Raw genomic sequence first — 18,059 nt, forward strand, 5'->3', positions numbered from 1 at the left:
TCTTAAGAGACAAGGCTTGAGACATCGATCGATTCGATTTATGTCCCAAGCTATTTTTTTAAAGGAAAGAGGAATGACGATGCGTTTAGATAAATTTTTAGCCGATGTTGGTATCGGTAGTCGTAAAGAAATCAAACAATTGTTAAAGAAAAAAGTCGTTACGGTGAATGGTGACGTCGTAAAAGAAGCCAAAACACAAGTAAATGAAGAAACAGATCAAATTGCCTTGATGGGAGAAATTCTTACGTATCAGAAATTCTTTTATTACATGTTGCATAAACCACAAGGTGTCATTTCTGCGACGGAAGATCAGCGAGATGAAACGGTAATTGACTTGTTAACTGATCAGGATTACCGTGCCGACTTGTTCCCAGTTGGTCGCTTGGATAAAGATACGGAAGGCTTGCTTCTGTTAACTAATGATGGCCAGTTAGCGCATCAATTATTATCACCCAAAAAGCATGTGGATAAAGAATATTTAGCTGAAGTTGAGGGACTTGTGACAGCGGAAGATTGTCAACTGTTTGCGCAAGGATTTGCCTTGAAAGATGGAGAAATGGTTAAACCAAGTCGTTTAGTCATTGAGACGATCAATGAGGAAGAAGGGACTTCCGTAGTCCGTTTAGTGATTCAAGAGGGGAAATTCCATCAAGTCAAACGGATGTTAGCCACTGTAGGCAAACCTGTGATGTATTTAAAACGATTACGAATGGGCGAACTATGGTTAGATGAAACGTTAGAACTAGGGGAATATCGGCCCTTAACAGAAGCCGAATTACAACAACTACAACCTAAACAATCATACCTCAATTAAAATAAACAAAAACCCAGCCCTTTCTGCGGAAAAGATAAAAAATTTCTCGAAAAATAGTGTCGGGTTTCTTTCTTTTTCTGCATAAAATGGTATGATTGACTATGTAGAACTTTATGAATAGGAGTGACAACAAATGACAATTGATTGGACAAAAGAAGTCGAAGCACGTAAAGACGACTTATTAGAAGATTTACAAAACTTATTACGGATCAACAGTGAACGTGATGATGCACAAGCAACACCTGAAGCGCCCTTTGGACCTGGGCCAGTTGCTGGCTTAAAACACATGTTAGCGTATGGTGAACGTGATGGCTTTACGGTGAAAAATGTCGACAATTACGCTGGACACATTGAATACGGCGAAGGCGACGAAACGTTAGGGATTTTTGGTCATATGGACGTTGTTCCTGCTGGTGATGGTTGGGAAACAGATCCTTATGAACCAGTCATTAAAGATGGCAAAATTTATGCACGTGGCGCGAGCGATGATAAAGGCCCAAGTATGGCTGCTTATTACGCAATGAAAATTATCAAAGAATTAGGCTTACCCGTGTCTAAAAAAATTCGTTTCGTAGTAGGAAGTGACGAAGAAAGCGGCTGGGGCGATATGGATTACTATTTCCAACATGAAGAAGCGCCAGACTTTGGTTTCTCACCAGATGCTGAGTTCCCGATTATCAATGGGGAAAAAGGAAATGTGACTATTCGTTTAACTTTCCGAGGCGGTAACGGCGCTGATTATAAATTAGAAAGCTTCAAATCTGGCTTACGTGAAAACATGGTTCCGGGAACAGCAGATGCTGTTGTAACGGCTGCTTCAGCAGACGAAGCGGCTTCACTAGCTGCTAGCTTTGAAACATTCATCAAACAAGAAGCAAAAATTTCAGGTAACGCAGAACTTTCAGATAAAACAGTGACTTTCCATGTAGTTGGTAAAGGTGCTCACGGTGCTAGCCCACAATCTGGAATTAACGCAGCGACTTTCTTGGCAACTTTCTTAAATGATTACAGCTTTGCAGAAGGCGCATACAGCTTTATTAATACCATTGCTGAATTTATCCATGAAGATTTTTATGGCGAAAAATTAGGTGTGGCTTTTGAAGACGAAAAAATGGGTAAATTGACAATGAACGCTGGGATTGTTAACTTTGATCCAGAAAATCCTGAAAATAGCTTAGTAACATTAAACTTCCGCTATCCAAAAGGAACTTCAGCAGAAGAATTACAAGCAAAAGTTCAAGCAACAGTCGGTGAAACGGTCACTGCAACACAAGGAGATCGCAACCAAGAACCGCATTATGTACCAGTTGATGATCCATTGGTGGCAACGTTACTACAAGTTTACGAAGACCATACAGGCGAAAAAGGCCAAGAACAAATCATTGGTGGCGGTACTTATGGCCGCTTATTAAAACGTGGTGTTGCCTATGGCGCAATGTTCCCTGGCTACACAGACACAATGCACCAAGCCAACGAATTTATGGAATTAGATGACTTATTCCGAGCAGCTGCTATTTATGCAGATGCGATTTATCGTTTAGCGAAGTAAATTAAAAAAGCTGTTTTCGATTTTCGAAAACAGCTTTTTTTTGCAATTTTTGCCTTTTAAAAACCCAAAATCAGAACTGTCAATTTACTGAAAATTTCTTGCAAATCAAGGGATCCCACGATACGATAAATAGGAGAAAACGCAATGAGTGAAACACTTATTGTTAACTATTTAATCAAAGGACGTGTGAAGATGAACGTAGAAGAATTAGTTCAAAAAGCAAAAGATTTAATTGGAGAAGGCAACGTGGAACATGCGCAACAATTCATTGAAGAACATAAAGATGAATTAGGCGAACACTATCATAAAATTACAGCGCTGTTAGCTGATACAACGACCGATGGTTTGTTTGATAAAATTAAAGGATTGTTTCAATAGTTGAAAAAAATCTGAGATAAAAGTGTTTAGCTCCAAAAACCAAGTAGGTACGATGATTTCATCTGTTCATGCTTCACAGTGAAACATTGCAACTTTCGCCGTTTAACAGTTTTTGAGCGTGGAGCAAAAATCCAAAGTGATTTTTGTCCCACGCTCTTCTTTTTTTATTTAACTTTTAACCATTGTTTTGGCAACACATACGCAATTGGATTAAAAAGATAATCCGCTCCCCGTTTCACCACAGGCATATTCGTAATAGCTAAAATGAAGAGGGCTAAGAAGAAAAGTGCCAGGATTCGGAAAGTAAACCATTCTTTAAAGAGTGTGTCTAATTGTAAACCACTTTCCAACAGAATAATTAAGGGCATATGCAAGAGATAAGGGTAGAGGGTATCTTTTCCTAGGGCGCTTAAAGGTAACTTTCGTTTCGGCAATAATGCAAACCAAGAAAGAGACACCAATGCTGCAGCAACGTAAAAGAACAGCTGAATGAAACTACTGTATTCAAAGGCCGGACTAATTTCAGCGTAGGAAGCCCAACCAGTTAAGAAGCCCCAAAATTTCGTTGCCAATGACCATTGACTATTTACAAATAAAAAGGAGCTTAAAATTACACCTATCGCTGCCCATTTGACTTTGCGATGATCTAAAAAGGTTTGCAGCTTTTGAATATCCATTAAGTAGCCACAATAAAAGAAAGGGAAGAAGCCCAGAGTCCGTCCTAAAGACAAGAAACCTTCCACAGGTAAATAGCCTGAGGCGCAGCCGATAACAATGATGATTGGCAACATGATTTTCGGCTGAACGCGCTGAAGAAAGATGGTAATTAAGTAGAAACTTGCTAAGGAAAGTAAGTACCAAGGAACGCCTGTTTCGTTCAGTAAATCAAAATTCATTTTATTTGCAAAGGCGAAATTAGCAAGCGTAATCAACAACTTTGCTAAGAGATAAAGCCAAACAAAGGAAAGTAAGCGTAGATATTTTCGTTGTTTAATGGCATGTTTACTAAAGAGTCCAGAGACAAAAATAAAGGCTGGCATATGGAATGAATAGATCCAAAAGTTGATCGTTTCCATGAGTCGTGAAGGAGAAGCTTCACGATCTAAAATATGCCCAAGAATCACTAAGAAAATTAAAAAAAGTTTCACGTTGTCCCATTTATAAATTCGCTTGTCGTTTTCCATAACGATCACTCCTTTTAGTAGAAAACAGTTCACTTTTGTTTAAGGCAGAAGAGGACAATTTTTCCATTCATTGAGTAGATAATTGTAGATACGAACCGGCAGCCGTTAAATGAGCCCCACATACTTGCGCTTAAAACAAAAAATTAGGCAGGATGTTAGTCTTAAATTATACTGAAAGAGTGACGATCCTCCAAAGATTTTGTTTATTAAGAAGTGAAAGATGCGGTGAAAATAAATGATAAAATTTCAAAATGTTTCAAAAGTATATCAAGAAAATGCTGTTTTGTCCGATGTGAATTTAACAATCCAACAAGGCGAATTTTTTGTATTAGTAGGGCCGAGTGGTAGTGGAAAAACGACGACTTTGAAAATGATTAATCGGCTCATTGAGCCAACGACAGGTGAAGTGGCTCTCAATGAACAAGCGGTAACCAATTATCCTTTACGTGAATTACGACTAAAAATTGGCTATGTTCTTCAGCAAATTGCCTTATTTCCTAACTTAACCGTGGCGGAAAATATTGAGTTGATTCCTGAAATGAAAAAATGGCCCAAAGAGCAACGCAGAGAGCGAACCATTGAACTATTGAAAAAAGTTCAGCTGGATCCTGAGGAATATCTGCATCGTAAGCCAGCAGCGCTTTCAGGAGGCGAACAACAACGTATCGGAATTTTACGCGCCATTGCAGCTGAACCAGAAGTGATTTTAATGGATGAACCTTTTAGCGCGCTAGATCCAATTTCAAGACATCATCTTCAACGTTTGGTGAAAGAACTTCATCAGGAATTAGCGAGTACCATTGTTTTTGTAACCCATGATATGAATGAAGCTTTATTGTTAGGTGAGCGCATCTGTATTATGGACGCTGGCAAAATTATTCAAGTCGATACGCCAGAAGCCATTCAAAAACATCCGAAAAATAATTTTGTCGGTCAATTTTTCAAACAATCTTCGCCAGAACTAGCGAACTATTGTGGCGCTGACTTGACTGCATTTTTAGAAGCCGCAGATGAGACGATTGAGCCAGTGCCGACTGTTTTCATGGAAACCAATTTAAAAGAGATTGTCCAACTCATTAATGCGCAAGAGAAAGCAAATTTAGTAGAAAAACAACAAGTTTTAGGGTGTATCACCTCAAAAACGATTACTCGTTTTATGGAACAACTGTTGGAAAGCGAGGGACAGTAGATGCAAGCACTGATTGAAACTTTTTTCGCTCGAAAAGAAGAATATCTGCAAGCGTTAATCGAGCATATGCAATTGTCCTTTATTTCGTTATTATTCGCTGCATTGATTGCCATTCCTTTAGCCATTTATTTAACGAGTCATCGCAAGTTAGCGGAAAGTCTGTTACAAGTGACTGGGATTTTCCAAACCATCCCTTCTTTAGCCTTGCTAGGCTTACTGATTCCGTTAATTGGTATTGGTCGACCACCGGCAATTGTTGCGCTAGTGATTTATGCCTTATTCCCAATTTTACAAAACACCTATACTGGTTTGACGGAAATTGATCCTTCGTTAGAAGAAGCCGCAGAAGCATTTGGTATGAGTAAAAAAGAAAAATTGTTTAAGTTTGAGATACAAATGGCGTTACCATTTATTATTTCTGGGATTCGAACGGCTACCGTTTTAATTATTGGTACGGCCACATTGGCAGCGTTAATTGGAGCAGGCGGTTTAGGGACCTTCATTTTATTAGGAATTGATCGAAATAATTTATCGTTGATTTTTATTGGAGCTCTTTCATCAGCTGCACTAGCAGTCTTATTTAATTATGGAATTCATTGGTTGGAAAAAGCGAATGGGCGGCGACTAATCATTGGCGGTACTATTTTAGGCCTTTTGTTAGGTGGTTCATTTTTCTGGAATCAACAAACTTCTTCAAAGGAAAAACAGCTGACAATTGCTGGCAAATTAGGAGCGGAACCAGATATTATTATTAATATGTATAAAGCCTTAATTGAAGAAAATAGCGACATTCAGGTGACGTTAAAGCCAAACTTTGGCAAGACTACTTTTTTATATAATGCCTTGAAATCAGATGAAATCGATCTTTATCCAGAATTTACAGGAACAGTGATCGAGACCTTTTTAAAAAATCCTCCTCAGCTAGACAATCAACCTCAAGTAGTCTATGAAGCGGCACGCGCTGGCTTGAAAAAACAAGAAAACCTTACTTTGCTGAAACCGATGCGCTATGAAAATACGTATGCCGTCGCAGTTAAGCGCTCATTTGCAAAAGCGCATCAATTAAAAACGATTAGTGATTTACAGAAAATTAGCAATCAGTTGAAAGCAGGTTTTACGTTAGAATTTATTGATCGGCAAGATGGTTATAAGGGATTACAAGAAAAATATCATTTAAATCTGAATGTCCAATCGATGGAACCAGCATTACGCTATCAAGCGATTAATAATGGTGAGGTAAATGTGATTGATGCCTATTCAACGGATAGTGAATTGAGACAATACGATTTAGTAACGTTAGAAGATGATCAAGCGCTATTTCCGCCTTATCAAGGAGCACCACTTATTAAAACAGCAACGTTGGAAAAATATCCAGAATTAGCAGAAATATTGAATAAATTGGCAGGAAAAATTAGCGAAGAAGAAATGAGTGAAATGAATTATCAAGTCAATGTAGAAGGGCAAGATCCTAGCATAGTGGCGAAAGACTATTTAAAAGAAAAGAATCTTCTTAAATAAGTATTTTTTACTGAAAAAGACTGGTATATAAACACTTATCCAGTCTTTTTCAGATAAATAAAGAGTTTAATGTGAAAAGTACCTGTATTTTTACTCATTTTTGGATATAATAAAAGAAATGAATGGAGAGGAGTGGTCTATATGAAAAAAGCAGAACGTCAACGTTTGATTAAACAATTAATTATGCAACAAGAAATTGAAACACAAGATGAATTAATCACTCGTTTGGAAGAACTTGGCGTCCGAGCCACTCAAGCGACTGTTTCAAGAGATATCCGTGAAATGAGTATTGTTAAAACACATGGTGCAGATGGTCGTGTCAAATATGCAATTTTTTCTCAAGCACAAGGCACAAGCAGTGAAGAGAAATTACGAGAATCAGTGAAAGATTCAGTTGTTCGAATGGAGCGAGTACAATTTATTGTCATCTTGCATACAGAGATGGGAAATGCCGATGTGGTGAGTAACTTTTTAGATGAAGTAGCTTATCCAGAAGTGGCTGGTACAGTGGCTGGTGCGGATACGATTATTGTGATTACACGTTCAGAAGAGGATGCGGAACACTTTATCGAACGCATCGAAAATATGATTTTTTAAAATTGAAAGCATCAATAGAAGGGAGTTTTTTTCTTGGTAGAATTGAAAGCGCTACAAAACGGTTCGGATATTCGGGGAATTGCTTTGGATACGGAAGAGCAAACTGCAACATTAACCGCAACAGCAGTAGCCGAGATTGCGGTGGGCGTGGTTCGTTGGTTACAGGATAAAAAACAGCTGCCACGAAAGGCACAACAGCGCCTGACAATTGCAATCGGACATGATAGTCGTCTAACGGCGGAGCCGATTAAGCAAGCATTAGTAGATACGTTTCTTTCATTAGGTATTCAGGTGATTGACGTTGGTTTAGCTACGACGCCTGCTATGTTTATGGCTACTCAATTTCCAACGCTTCAATGTGATGCAGCGATTATGATTACAGCTAGCCATTTGCCTTACTACTTTAATGGCTTGAAGTTCTTCACAGCAGAAGGTGGAGCAGAGAAAGAAGATATTCGGTATATTTTATCTCATACTGATCCGCTGACAGCCAATGAAAATGGCACGCTGATGAAGCAAGAGTTACTGCCAATTTATGCGGAACATTTGGTGGCAAAAATCCGCCAAGGAATTCATTCGCCCGAAGAGAAACCTTTACAGGGCTTTCGAATTATCGTTGATGCGGGTAATGGGGCTGGGGGCTTCTTTGCGGAGCAGGTTCTTCAAGTTTTGGGCGCTGATACGACGGGATCACAGTTTTTAGAACCAGATGGGCATTTTCCTAATCATGTACCTAATCCAGATAATTCTGAAGCAATGAAAAGTATTCAAACGGCTGTTTTAGCTAATCAAGCAGATTTGGGCATTATTTTTGATACAGATGTAGATCGTTCGGCTGTGGTGGACCAATCAGGTGAGGTACTAAACCGAAATAATTTAATTGCTGTTTTAGCGGCAATCGTTTTAAAAGAAGCGCCTGGTAGTTATATTGTGACAAATTCGCCAACCTCAAGTCATTTAAAAACATTTATTGAAGAAAAAGGCGGCCAACAGATTCGTTATATTTCTGGTTACCGAAATGTCATTAATAAAATGATTGAATTGAATCATGGGGGCTTTCAGACGCCGTTAGCCATTGAAACCAGTGGTCATGCAGCGTTTCAAGAAAACTACAATCTGGATGATGGTGCATATGTCGTGGCAAAAATTTTAATGTTGTTACCAGAATTGAAACAAAATAATCAAACGTTAGGTGATCTAATTGCTACATTGAAGCAACCGGCAGAAACCAACGAATTTCGCTTCAAAATTACTGCGGAGGATGTTACTTGTTATGGGCAACAAGTCTTGCGAGACTTTGAATTGTTTGTAGAAAATCAAGCAGACTTTGCTGTGGACCGTGAAAACCAAGAAGGTGTTCGAGGAAACGTGTCTGGTCAATATGGCAGTGGGTGGTTTTTGCTACGCTTAAGTCTGCATGAACCGTTGCTTGTTCTTCAGGTAGAGAATGACCAAAACGATAAAAATGCGTGTGTCATCGAAAAAATTGCCACTTTTTTACAAAAATACGAGGAAATAGATAGTCAGCAAATAGAAAAATAATCTAGGAAATTAAAGGTGTTCTTATGTAAAATGTCTTAAAAGGAAAACACATTGGCTTTTCTCATTTTAGAGAAGAATATATCGAATATATTGCAAAACAGCAATGGGATAATGAATTGCTTCGGCATTTGAGCTGGGATGCTTTACATCCGTGGGGGCTTGAAGAATGGAAAGATTTCACGATTAATAAAGGAGAAGATGATCGATTTCTATTTGCTATTTTAGAAAATACGACAGAGAAATTTATTGGTTGGGTCTCGTTGTCTGATGTACAGTTGAAAAATAGAGGGGCCAATTTAGGGATTGCTATTTTACAAAAAGAGCAACGAGGTCAAGGATATGGCTTTGAGGCGGTGTCTTTAATTTGTAAATTTGCTTTTTATGAATTGGGTTTGCACAAAATCAGATTAGCTATCAATAGTAACAATCAAAAAGCGATTCATGTTTATGAAAAAGTAGGCTTCAAAAAAGAAGGAATTGATAGAGAAGCGTTATTTCAAGATGGCCAATGGCTAGATATCTACAATTACGGAATTTTACAAAAAGAGTGGCTACAAATGATTAAGGCTGAGAGTTAGCTCAGGAACTGTTTAACACCAAGACACTAAGCAAACGCAGATATGCCGTTCTCAGCAGTGAATGTGCGGTAAAATAAAAAAGCAGAAGAAATCGGCGGTTACCGTCCGATTTCTTCTGTTTTTTACCATAGACCAGGCGCTGCAGTCACAACGATTTGTTTTTTTGTAAACGGATGGAGTAAATGAAGTTGTGAAGCATGGAGCATTAAACGAGCTGCCTGCGATTTTGGGTTGTATAACGGATCACCAATAATTGGATGCCCTTCGCTAGCTAAATGGACCCGAATTTGGTGCGTCCGACCTGTTTCTAAAACACAGGTAACTGCGGTTTGATTATTAGAAAGAGCTTGGACCACTTGGACATGTGTAATCGCTGAATCCCCTTTTTGAGGATCAATCCGTCGTTTCCGGCGATCATGCCGATCACGACCAATCGGCTGATTGATTGTCTGTTCTTTTTGGTTAAAGTGACCAGCTACAATCGCTTGATATTGGCGGTAAATTTGTTTTGTTTCTAATAAACGCCCTAAAATAGGTAAGACAAAAGGATTTTTAGCAAAGACAATCGCACCACTGGTTTCTTTATCTAATCGATGAACGACATAAGGGACCTGATTTTTCTCAGCTAAATAGGCAGCAACATGATTTAACAAGGTGTCTGTTTCCTGTGGCTGATTTGGATGGGTTTTAATGCCATAAGGTTTATTTACAATCATTAAATGTTCATCTTCATATAGAACCTTCACACGCGTTGCTTCCCCCAAATGAATAGTGGGACGTACATAATCGGTTTCTTCAAACGTTAAGGTGACACAATCGCCAGCTTGGACTGGAAAATGAAAAGCAGCTGTTTCTCCATTGATTTTGACATTTTTTCGCGTGCGTAAAAAATGGCGCACTTTTCGAGGGACTAGCCACTCATTTTCTAATAGTTCTTTTACAGTCATTGTTGAAAAATTTTCAGGTAATCTCATTGAATATTCCACCAAATCCCACCTTTCACTGATTCGCTATTTAGTGTAACAAAGCTACTCAAAAGGTCAAGTCAGAACGGAAAAAAAGCTGAAATTTGTTAGAAAGGCAGTTCCTTGAGAGATTCTTAAACAAATTTACATAAAAAACGAAGAAAAGCATGATAGAATAGAGGCTAAATAAAGACTCGTTTCTAAGCGTAAGCAATTATTTACCTCTAGTGAAGGCCATATTTCCTTTGCTACAGCGAAAAGATCATTGAAATTGTTTTTCAAGAATTTTTCATGCTTTAGACCTAGGTCGTACCTGCAAGAATATGGTAGACTTAGCCAAGAAACGTAAACAGAGGGAGTACTATGGATAATCTTAAACAATTTTTTAGTAAAGTCGGTGTCGGATTACGTCATTTTTGGACGTGGATAAAGCCTTATTTAATACAATTCCATCAAGCCAGAAAGCGGATTTGGAAAAAGTATCAAATCAATAAAATTTTCTTGTTAATTGGTTTGGTAGTCGCTTTAGGTGCCAGTATTTATTTATTTTACTTAGCCAAGTCCGCAAACGTTGAGACCCTAAAATCGGGGCTAAGTGAATCAACACGCGTTTATGATGAATCAGGAAAAGAAGTCGGAAAATTATTCGGACAAAAAGGGACTTTTGTGGAACTGGATAATATTTCTCCTTATATTCAAGATGCGGTTATTTCAACTGAAGATCGCGGGTTTTATCAACATAAAGGGTATTCCATTAAAGGGATTGCTCGTGCGGTTGTTGGAAAATTGACCTTCGGGAAAATCGGTGGCGGTGGTGGCGGAAGTACAATTACGCAACAATTAGCCAAAAATGCTTACTTAACGCAAGAGCAAACGTTAGATAGGAAAGCCAGAGAATTATTTTTAGCGATTGAAATCGAAAAGAAATATTCGAAAAAAGATATCTTAGCAATGTATTTAAATAATTCTTATTTTGGTAATGGTGTCTGGGGCGTGCAAGATGCAGCTCGTAAATATTTTGGCGTGGATGCGTCCCAAGTTACAGTGGGGGAAGCCGCAACGCTAGCGGGCATGTTAAAAGGGCCAGGAATCTATAACCCAATTGATTACATTGACAATGCCACAGCGCGACGGAATACCGTTTTACAACTTATGGTCGACAATAAAAAACTGTCTCAAGAAGAAGCCAATCAAGAAGCGAGTGTTAACTTAGCGAATCTATTAAATGACACCTATGTTGGCGACGAAAATAGTTACAAATATCCATATTATTTTGATGCGGTAATTGATGAAGCGGTCAATCGTTATAAATTTAAAGAAGAAGATATTTTAAATAAAGGATACAAGATTTACACTTCTTTAAATCAGGGGTATCAAGATGCGATGGATGCAACTTATAAAAATGATGCACTATTTCCACCCAATGCAGAAGATGGTGCCATGGTTCAGAGTGGTTCTGTAGCCATTGATCCGAAAACTGGCGGCGTGCAAGCACTGGTGGGCGGTCGAGGGGAACATGTTTATCGAGGCTTTAACTTTGCAACGCAAACAAAACGTTCACCAGGCTCGTCCTTAAAACCAATTTCTGTCTATACACCAGCTTTAGAGGCTGGCTATAAACCAGACTCTGTTTTAGAAGATAAACCACAAGATTATTATCCAGCGCAAAACTATAGCCGCACGTACAGTGGAGAAGTTCCTATGTACCAAGCCTTAGGAGAAAGCTTAAATTTACCAGCGGTATGGTTATTACATCAAATTGGTTTAGATAAAGGCTATGAAAAAACAGAGAAATTTGGCATTCCATTATCAGAAAAAGATCGGTACTATGGTTTAGCCCTTGGGGGATTACAAACGGGTGTTTCGCCACTAACTATGGCGGGAGCTTATAGTGCCTTTGCCAATGAAGGCTATAAAACTGAAACGCATTTAATTACAAAAATCGTCGACTCAACTGGCGCAATTGTAGTTGATAATACTAAAGTCAAGAAAGAACAAGTCATTACCAAAGATGTTGCAGACGGGATTACAAGTATGCTGCTAGGGGTCTTTAGTTCTGGGAGCGGGGTCAACGCACAACCAGCAGGCTACGTAATGGCTGGTAAAACAGGTACGACAGAAACCAACTTCGATAGTAGTAAAACGAACGATCAGTGGGTGATTGGTTATACACCAGAAGTTGTCATTGCTACTTGGCTAGGCTTCCAAGAAACCAGTAAAACCCATTATCTGGAAGGTAGTAGCGCCACATATGCTTCTCAGGTGTTCAACAGTCAAGCCAGTGGCATCTTGCCACAAGTCAAACAAGCACAATTTCCTGTCGCGGATGCTTATGCCACAGGTGGGAAAGTTGTTGATAGCAACGATAGTTTAACTGGTGGTGCCAATTCTAATTGGCGGGATAACTTGAAAGATTTTGGAAACTCTGTTCAAGATGGCGCTAGCAATTTCGGAGATACATTGAATGAAGTTGGGGGACAAATTAAAGACGGCGCGAAAAAAGTCAAAGACAAGATTGAAGGAATTTTCGGAGGCTTATTAGGAAATTAGTTGGGAAAACCTAAGAGAAATGGTACAATAAAGATGAAACTATTGAGAAAAGAGGGATTCCATTGAGTAACATTTATGATACAGCCAATCAGATTGAACGTGAACTACGTGAGTTAGACGAATTTAAAGCATTACAAGCAGCGTATGAAGAAGTAAAAGCAGACGAAGCAGCTTACACATTGTTTAAAGAATTCCAAGGATTCCAACAAGGACTTCAAGAAAAACAAATGCGCGGCGAAGAATTCACGGATGAAGATGCTGAAAAAGCACAAAGCATTGCAACGAAAGTGCAAGAAACAGCAGTTATCAACGAATTAATGCAAAAAGAACAAGCGTTTAGCTTAGTTGTCAATGATTTAAACCGAATTATCATGACTCCTGTGCGTGATATGTATAACGATTAATAATAAACCCCCAGATAAGCAAGTGCTTCTCTGGGGGTTTATTATTATTTAATTTTGTGAATAGCTAGCTACTCTTGGTAATTTTGAATCGATAATTCTATAAAGTTTGTTAGCCAGTTTCCAAAATTTAAAATGTAAGCATGAGGGCCAATTAAGGTAATTCTAACAAGGTTTCTAGGCAAAAGCTGATATTCAAAACTTTTGTTTTGCTGATTACTACCGTAAACAGAGTTGAAATGTTTTAGTATTTTATTTTTAACGAATTCAATATCACTTTCTGTGTTAAGTGAGAAAGTCAATGTTACAAGGCCTTCATTGTTTTGTGGAACATCTTTTACATAAGATTCGATAGCGGTGTTCTTTACAATGATATCATCTGATTTTCCTAAAAAATCATAAATATCTCGTTCTGAGAAACGCCATTGTCCACCAATTTTTGTTCCTTTTATTTTTCCTTCTTTCAAATAATTTCGAATGGTTCTTGTGGTCACATTTAATTCTTGGGCTAATTGTTCTACAGACAACATATTTAGAAGTCTCCTTTAAATATTTATAATTTTATTAGCGTATTGACTATTTTTTTTATCGTGAGAGGTAAAGATGAATATTTTATCTTTGACACATTCTAATAATGTTTCAAAGATTGCTTGACTGGATTCTTCATCAATATTACTGGTACTCTCGTCTAAAATATAAACATCGGCATCCGCTAAAATAAGTCTTGCGACTGCAATTCTTTGTTTTTCTCCACCAGATAAATTACTACCGTTTTCAGTTAAAACAGTTTCCCAGTCCTTAGTTTTCAAAATAGGATTAAGAATGCCTGTATTTAAAATAAGTTGTTTTTGTTCATAGGATAGAGGCGTTCCCATACCAATATTTTTTTCTAAAGTTTCTGTGAGTATTGTTGGTTCTTGTGCCAAATAGGCAATTTTGTTTCTCAAACTTTTATTATTTATTGCATTGATTGGTAAATCGTTAATCATAATTCCTGCTGATTCTCGAAACTTTAGTAATAGTTTTAATAAAGATGATTTACCACTTCCAGATTTTCCCGTTAAATAAACTCGATCCCCATTTTGTAGGTTTTCTTGGATCCTGTATTGAAATTGGTTGCCGTCTATCTCGAATGTTGGAAAAAATAACTGGATGCTTGCAATAGCATCTATATCTATGTCACCATCTCTTTCTATATTTTTGTCTAAACTATCTTTTATAAATGTATTTGCTGTTGTTAAAGTATTTAAATCGATAGTAACTTTAGATAATTCACTCAAAGAGGAAAAAAACAAAGGCAAAAGGATACTTAATATAATTAGACTGGAAATGGGCAAGTTATCTGCCGCAATTAACATACTTGTTCGAATATAAACAAAAGTTTGGAAACTTTGATTAATAAAAGCAACAATACTACTAGTGCTTTGAGCGAATTTATTAGTACTAGCTACGGATTGATACATTAAATTGATTTTTTCGTAGAGTAAATTTTCTAATATTTCAGCTGAAATACCGGCTTTAACAGCATCTTGATTTGATAACGTAGAAATTAAATTTTTGTTTGCAACAGCTGCATTTTTTTGCATGTTTTCCATTCGAACTTTTAATTTTTTATTTATATACTTAAATCCAAAATAGTTTAAAGGAATCAATAAAACCATGAATAAAACAATTTCAATAGAAAGATAACTGACCATAAGTAAAGATAAAAGGATAGTGAAAATTGATTTAATTGTCACACTGAAGCTAGATATCAAAAATAAATAAAGTGCATCCACAGCACTAAAAATACGATTAATCAAATAGGTTGGCTCAAGAGTAATGTAAGAGTCATACTTAAGGTGTATCATTTTATTAATTAGAGTAAATAAGTAATTGGAATTGAATCTTGCAGCAAAATTTTCTTTATAAACCATGATAACTAATTGTATTACTAAAGACAATAACATGGCTAAGAAAATATAGATCATTGCCTGTGAATTAAGGTTTTTTTTATTTGTTAGATATTGAATGATAATTGGTGCAATTAAAGAGGTTAATGTGGTGACTATAGCAGTCAAACTAACTAGAAAAACAAATTTTTTATTTTTTTTCATAATCTTTTCCATGATTTGCAACTCCCCTTTCGTACTTAAACACATTGTATATAATTTCATAATAGATATCAATATTTTCGCTGTTTTTCCTAAATTATATTGAATAAAGAGGAAAATATTTGACCTTATGAGGAAAAGCATGTATTATTTGAAATATATTTAAGGAGCTGATTATTTAGGAGAGGAGGAATTTTCTATGAAATTTAATAAACCAGAATTGAAAAAAATTGGCAAAACAATTCAATTAGGCTGTATGTGTGGAATCCTTGTAGGTACTGGAACTTAAAAAACAATTTTGAATAAAGAAATGTAACTTAATCAAATTTTTCATTTAATATTACGAAACGATAAATCTTAGCTCCTTAAATTTTCTATCTTTAATTAATAATGTACGCTTAAGTTTAAATGCTCTCAGGTATACAAAGAAGGGAAGGATAATTTTTGTTAAAATTTTATTTTTATAGAAACAAGGTTATAGTACATAATCCAATTATTAGTAGTTGGATTGGTATAGAAGAAAATGAACTTCCTATTCTCGAAAAATATCTAAAAACTAGAGATAGACATGATATCTCAAAAGACTTATTAAGAAAAATAGAATTGTATAGAATCTTTGATTTCACTGACTTGGAAGTAGAGGAGAATTTTCATAAATTAATAGAAAATTTCTCTATTCCACGCACGGTATATATTGTTGTAACCGAAGAATGTAATTTAAAATGTACCTATTGTTATGCTGAAGCAGGTCCAGGTAAAAAGCTACGTAGAGAATTAGATTACGAAGAGTATGATAAGATTTTTAAACAGTTAAAGGTAGCTGGAGTAAAAAAAATTGTTTTTACAGGTGGAGAAGTTGGTTTAAAAAAGAACTTCTATAAGATATTAGATAATGCATATAAAAAAGGATTTATCTGCAACTTAATATCCAATGGTAGAGTAGCCTATAACATCAAACAAGCTAAGTTTTTATCTGAACGTTGTTACAAAATTACAATCAGTTTAGACTCTTTAAATGAAAATAACAATGATGACAATAGAGGAAGAGGATGCTTTAAAGTTGCTACAAAGGCTTTAGAGAATCTAATAAAACTTAACTTTAAAAATTTAGCCATTAATCAAACAATTACTAAAAATAATATTGCTGACATTGATACAATGGTTACCTTTGCAAAATCTCATAAAATAAACTTAAATATTGGAACTTTCTGTAAATTGGGTAGAGGATTTGACGATATTTCTCTTACAAAAGATGAAAGAAAAGAGATTAATCGGATTGCGATGAAATACAAGAAAGCTTTAAATCCATTTACAATTAAAGTTCATTGTGGTCAAGGTATCGGAGAATTTTCAATTGATCCCATGGGAAATGTCTATACTTGTAAGTTATTGGATCAAAAAGATTTTTACTTAGGGAATGTTAGAGCCGAACCGCTAGACTATATTTTTAAGAATAAAAAAATTGATCACTTCTCTTATTCGTCCCTTGGTATGGAGCCGTGTAAAAATTGTTCATTCAAACTGCTTTGTGGAGGCTCGTGTAGAGCAAATCATTATTATTCAAAGTCAAAGGATGATTCTTCGAATGTAATCAATAATGAGGAATGCAAAATAATCAAAGGAATGATTTTGGAACAAATGTATCAATTTGTATATGGAGGTAAAGAGCATGCTTAGTATTAATGAAAAAATTAATTATGAAGACAAAGGAGAGTTTTTAGTTATATCATTAAATGAGGATGGCTTTATGCTTGAAGATAAAACTTCAATATTTATTTTTCATAGAATCGAAGCTAAAAAATTTAAGAATATTGATGAAGCTGTGTCTAGGTTATCTAAAGAATTTGATACAGATAATCAAAATATGTATATAGTAAGAGAACAAATTAAGGCATTTATAGAAGAGCTATTGAAATATGATGTGGTGGTGATGAGGCAATGAGGTTTGTTGCAGAAGGAGTATCTATGTTGCCAACATATAAAGAGGGAGATATTTTAGTAGCACAATGTAGTAACTTTGAAATAAGTACAGGTAAAATTGTTGTAATAAAAAGTCTATACAACAACTTTTTTGCACATAGAGTAGTTAGTATAGGAGAAGGTCTAGCCATATGTAAAGGAGATAATTTTAAATATTTTGATCCCCCTGTAAGAACTAATTCAATTGTAGGCGTGATAGAGGATCAGGCAGATGACAGCTATGTGAAAGAGAAGATAAAAATAAGAGCAATATATAGTAATGAAAAAATTAGTGACAATTTTAATATCTTGGTTCTTTCTAAAAATCTATTGAGAGAGATACATTTAGAAAATTTGGTGAACTTTGAGGTACCTGTTGATTCAGAAGAATTCTGTATTTATTATAGATATTTAAGCAATAATTTACCTAAAAACCAAAATGATTTTTTTAATAAATTTGATTCAATATTCAGTATTTGAACTTATAGAAAGGACTACTTTAGTACCTGTTTTTAGAGTAATCCTAAATTTGAAATCATTTATAAAAATTTTCACTTATTATTCTTACCAATTATAGCTATTTTACTTTTATGAATATAAGAAGAAACGGACAATCTAAATACTTGCTTTTTCGACAGAATCAGTTAACCTGATTCTTTTTTTATTGAAAAAACGAACAAATTTTCGTATGTTTTTACTGACCAAGCTGGCAGAAAATGATATGATAAAGGAAGGAGAAAAG

The 18,059-nt window shown here is 36.0% G+C and carries 17 protein-coding genes; 13 read left to right on the forward strand and 4 right to left on the reverse strand.

Features of this window, described 5'->3' with window-relative positions; all coding sequences use genetic code 11:
- The first annotated feature begins 79 nt into the window (after positions 1-79).
- The 3 genes from IGK96_RS02060 to IGK96_RS02070 all read left to right on the forward strand — a co-directional run bounded on the left by IGK96_RS02060 (position 80) and on the right by IGK96_RS02070 (position 2,741).
- Complete coding sequence (locus tag IGK96_RS02060) at positions 80-814, forward strand: pseudouridine synthase (RefSeq protein WP_033624815.1); 735 nt, start codon at positions 80-82, stop codon at positions 812-814.
- 133 nt (positions 815-947) lie between these two features.
- Positions 948-2,363: a dipeptidase PepV gene (gene pepV, locus IGK96_RS02065; protein WP_002358655.1), complete on the forward strand. Its 1,416-nt coding sequence runs from the start codon at positions 948-950 to the stop codon at positions 2,361-2,363.
- Between the two features lie 144 nt (positions 2,364-2,507).
- A complete protein-coding gene (locus IGK96_RS02070) occupies positions 2,508-2,741 on the forward strand; it encodes a hypothetical protein (RefSeq protein ID WP_002373309.1) in 234 nt (77 codons plus the stop codon).
- Between the two features lie 164 nt (positions 2,742-2,905).
- Here IGK96_RS02070 and IGK96_RS02075 read toward each other — a convergent pair whose 3' ends face one another.
- A complete protein-coding gene (locus tag IGK96_RS02075; protein ID WP_016618146.1) occupies positions 2,906-3,925 on the reverse strand; it encodes an acyltransferase family protein in 1,020 nt (339 codons plus the stop codon).
- 235 nt (positions 3,926-4,160) lie between these two features.
- Here IGK96_RS02075 and IGK96_RS02080 point away from each other — a divergent pair, with 235 nt between their 5' ends.
- From IGK96_RS02080 to IGK96_RS02100, 5 genes are all read left to right on the forward strand, one after another.
- Complete coding sequence (locus IGK96_RS02080; RefSeq protein ID WP_002363150.1) at positions 4,161-5,114, forward strand: ABC transporter ATP-binding protein; 954 nt, start codon at positions 4,161-4,163, stop codon at positions 5,112-5,114.
- Positions 5,115-6,632: an ABC transporter permease/substrate-binding protein gene (locus IGK96_RS02085; protein WP_010713901.1), complete on the forward strand. Its 1,518-nt coding sequence runs from the start codon at positions 5,115-5,117 to the stop codon at positions 6,630-6,632. It begins immediately after the preceding gene.
- A 141-nt stretch (positions 6,633-6,773) separates the two neighbouring features.
- On the forward strand, positions 6,774-7,229 hold the full coding sequence (argR, locus tag IGK96_RS02090) for an arginine repressor (protein WP_002355509.1): 456 nt from the start codon (positions 6,774-6,776) through the stop codon (positions 7,227-7,229).
- 33 nt (positions 7,230-7,262) lie between these two features.
- A complete protein-coding gene (locus tag IGK96_RS02095; RefSeq protein ID WP_002367996.1) occupies positions 7,263-8,771 on the forward strand; it encodes a phosphoglucomutase in 1,509 nt (502 codons plus the stop codon).
- Positions 8,772-8,821: 50 nt separating this feature from the next.
- Positions 8,822-9,349, forward strand: coding sequence for a GNAT family N-acetyltransferase (locus tag IGK96_RS02100; protein ID WP_306297486.1), 528 nt, complete (start codon positions 8,822-8,824; stop codon positions 9,347-9,349).
- Positions 9,350-9,471: 122 nt separating this feature from the next.
- Here the strand turns inward: IGK96_RS02100 and IGK96_RS02105 are convergent, their stop codons facing one another.
- Positions 9,472-10,335, reverse strand: coding sequence for an RluA family pseudouridine synthase (locus IGK96_RS02105; protein ID WP_002364824.1), 864 nt, complete (start codon positions 10,333-10,335; stop codon positions 9,472-9,474).
- A gap of 342 nt (positions 10,336-10,677) precedes the next feature.
- Between IGK96_RS02105 and IGK96_RS02110 the strand changes: the two genes are divergently transcribed.
- Positions 10,678-12,864, forward strand: coding sequence for a PBP1A family penicillin-binding protein (locus tag IGK96_RS02110; RefSeq protein ID WP_085442996.1), 2,187 nt, complete (start codon positions 10,678-10,680; stop codon positions 12,862-12,864).
- Between the two features lie 62 nt (positions 12,865-12,926).
- Positions 12,927-13,268, forward strand: a complete 342-nt coding sequence (locus tag IGK96_RS02115; RefSeq protein WP_002355518.1) for a YlbF family regulator — start codon at positions 12,927-12,929, stop codon at positions 13,266-13,268.
- A 68-nt stretch (positions 13,269-13,336) separates the two neighbouring features.
- Here IGK96_RS02115 and IGK96_RS02120 read toward each other — a convergent pair whose 3' ends face one another.
- Together IGK96_RS02120 and IGK96_RS02125 are read right to left on the reverse strand one after the other, a co-directional pair.
- Positions 13,337-13,795 (reverse strand): helix-turn-helix domain-containing protein, encoded by a 459-nt coding sequence (locus tag IGK96_RS02120; protein WP_002368000.1) that lies wholly within the window; start codon positions 13,793-13,795, stop codon positions 13,337-13,339.
- 15 nt (positions 13,796-13,810) lie between these two features.
- The gene (locus IGK96_RS02125; protein WP_010713899.1) at positions 13,811-15,373 is read right to left on the reverse strand and encodes an ATP-binding cassette domain-containing protein; all 1,563 of its coding nucleotides are present in this window, start codon (positions 15,371-15,373) and stop codon (positions 13,811-13,813) included.
- Between the two features lie 429 nt (positions 15,374-15,802).
- Between IGK96_RS02125 and IGK96_RS02130 the strand changes: the two genes are divergently transcribed.
- Genes IGK96_RS02130 through IGK96_RS02140 form a run of 3 tightly spaced genes read left to right on the forward strand, consistent with a single transcriptional unit; the run spans position 15,803 to position 17,797 of the window.
- Entirely contained in the window at positions 15,803-17,035 is a 1,233-nt protein-coding gene (locus IGK96_RS02130) for a radical SAM/SPASM domain-containing protein (protein ID WP_080487735.1), read from the forward strand.
- On the forward strand, positions 17,028-17,300 hold the full coding sequence (locus tag IGK96_RS02135) for a hypothetical protein (RefSeq protein WP_002368006.1): 273 nt from the start codon (positions 17,028-17,030) through the stop codon (positions 17,298-17,300). The genes IGK96_RS02130 and IGK96_RS02135 overlap by 8 nt, the downstream gene beginning before the upstream one ends.
- The gene (locus IGK96_RS02140) at positions 17,297-17,797 is read left to right on the forward strand and encodes a S24/S26 family peptidase (protein ID WP_002419975.1); all 501 of its coding nucleotides are present in this window, start codon (positions 17,297-17,299) and stop codon (positions 17,795-17,797) included. Before IGK96_RS02135 ends, IGK96_RS02140 begins: the two co-directional genes overlap by 4 nt.
- The last annotated feature ends 262 nt before the right edge of the window (positions 17,798-18,059 follow it).

This window comes from Enterococcus sp. DIV0682, assembly GCF_051712685.1.
Taxonomy (GTDB): domain Bacteria; phylum Bacillota; class Bacilli; order Lactobacillales; family Enterococcaceae; genus Enterococcus; species Enterococcus faecalis.

What these genes read in the sequence shown, in the direction of transcription:
- IGK96_RS02060 (WP_033624815.1), top strand. Translation starts at nt 80, where the DNA reads ATGCGTTTAGATAAATTTTTAGCCGATGTTGGTATCGGTAGTCGTAAA.
- pepV (WP_002358655.1), top strand. Translation starts at nt 948, where the DNA reads ATGACAATTGATTGGACAAAAGAAGTCGAAGCACGTAAAGACGACTTA.
- IGK96_RS02070 (WP_002373309.1), top strand. Translation starts at nt 2,508, where the DNA reads ATGAGTGAAACACTTATTGTTAACTATTTAATCAAAGGACGTGTGAAG.
- IGK96_RS02075 (WP_016618146.1), bottom strand. Translation starts at nt 3,925, where the DNA reads ATGGAAAACGACAAGCGAATTTATAAATGGGACAACGTGAAACTTTTT.
- IGK96_RS02080 (WP_002363150.1), top strand. Translation starts at nt 4,161, where the DNA reads ATGATAAAATTTCAAAATGTTTCAAAAGTATATCAAGAAAATGCTGTT.
- IGK96_RS02085 (WP_010713901.1), top strand. Translation starts at nt 5,115, where the DNA reads ATGCAAGCACTGATTGAAACTTTTTTCGCTCGAAAAGAAGAATATCTG.
- argR (WP_002355509.1), top strand. Translation starts at nt 6,774, where the DNA reads ATGAAAAAAGCAGAACGTCAACGTTTGATTAAACAATTAATTATGCAA.
- IGK96_RS02110 (WP_085442996.1), top strand. Translation starts at nt 10,678, where the DNA reads ATGGATAATCTTAAACAATTTTTTAGTAAAGTCGGTGTCGGATTACGT.
- IGK96_RS02120 (WP_002368000.1), bottom strand. Translation starts at nt 13,795, where the DNA reads ATGTTGTCTGTAGAACAATTAGCCCAAGAATTAAATGTGACCACAAGA.
- IGK96_RS02125 (WP_010713899.1), bottom strand. Translation starts at nt 15,373, where the DNA reads ATGGAAAAGATTATGAAAAAAAATAAAAAATTTGTTTTTCTAGTTAGT.
- IGK96_RS02135 (WP_002368006.1), top strand. Translation starts at nt 17,028, where the DNA reads ATGCTTAGTATTAATGAAAAAATTAATTATGAAGACAAAGGAGAGTTT.
- IGK96_RS02140 (WP_002419975.1), top strand. Translation starts at nt 17,297, where the DNA reads ATGAGGTTTGTTGCAGAAGGAGTATCTATGTTGCCAACATATAAAGAG.